General features: G+C 60.4%; 1 protein-coding gene. It reads right to left on the bottom strand.

Going from position 1 to position 1,253, the window contains the following annotated elements:
- The coding region (gene bamA, locus CKW35_RS27665; RefSeq protein ID WP_095117339.1) for an outer membrane protein assembly factor BamA at nucleotides 1–1,253 on the bottom strand (1,253 nt) is incomplete at both ends.

Below are 1,253 nucleotides of genomic sequence, written 5' to 3'. Positions count from 1 at the left end.
TTGTTACCGGTACCGAGGAAGTTGCTCTGGCTGATCGAACCCCCGAGGATCAGGCCGGCGCTCTGGGCGAAACCGACGCTGGCGGTGATCGAGCCGGAGGCTTGCTCTTCGACGCTGTAGTTGACGTCGACCTGGTCGTCAGTACCTGGTACTGGCGGGGTCTCGACGTTGACTTCCTTGAAGAAGCCCAGGCGCTCCAGACGGGTCTTGGACTGGTCGATCAGGTAGGTCGAAGCCCAGCCACCTTCCATCTGGCGCATTTCGCGGCGCAGCACTTCGTCTTCGGTCTTGGTGTTGCCGCGGTAGTTGATGCGGTTGACGTAGGCACGCTTGCCCGGGTCGACCACGAACATGATGTCGACCGTGTGGTCCTGGTCGTTGGGCTGCGGCACGCCGTTGACGTTGGCGAAGGTGTAGCCTTCGTTACCCAGGCGGCGGGTGATCAGCTCGGACGTGGTGGTCATCACCTTGCGCGAGAACACCTGGCCCGGCTGCACCAGCAACAGCGACTTGACCTGGTCTTCTGGCACTTTCAGGTCACCGGACAGCTTCACGTCGCGAACGGTGTACTTCTCGCCTTCGTTGATGTTGACGGTGATATAGACGTGTTTCTTGTCCGGCGTGATGGACACCTGGGTGGAGGCGATGTCCATGTTGATGTAGCCGCGGTCCAGGTAGTAGGAACGCAGGCGCTCCAGGTCACCGGACAGTTTTTCGCGGGCATACTTGTCGTCGTTCTTGAAGAACGACAGCCAGTTGGTGGTCTTCAGCTCGAACAGCTGGCCCAGGGTTTCATCATCGAACACGTTGTTGCCAACGATGTTGATGTGCTGGATGGCAGCAACGGTGCCTTCGTTGATCTTGATCTTCAGTGCCACACGGTTGCGCGGCTGCGGCACCACTTCTGCGTCAACCTCGGCCGAGTAGCGGCCTTGGGCCACGTACTGGCGCTGCAGCTCGTTACGCACACCTTCGAGGGTGGCGCGCTGGAAGATCTCGCCTTCGGCCAGGCCCGATTGCTTCAGGCCCTTCATCAGGTCGTCGGTGCTGATGGCCTTGTTGCCTTCGATCTCGATGCTCGACACCGACGGGCGCTCCACCACGTTGATGATCAGCACATTGCCATCGCGGTTCAGCTGGATGTCCTGAAAGAAGCCGGTCTTGAACAGGGAACGGGTCGAGTCCACCAGGCGGCGATCATCGGCCTGGTCGCCGACGTTCAGCGGCAAGGCACCGAAAACACTGCCAGCGGA

This window comes from Pseudomonas sp. Irchel 3F3 (assembly GCF_900187545.1).
Lineage (GTDB): Bacteria > Pseudomonadota > Gammaproteobacteria > Pseudomonadales > Pseudomonadaceae > Aquipseudomonas > Aquipseudomonas fortuita.
This window is presented reverse-complemented; position numbering and strand designations above follow the sequence as displayed.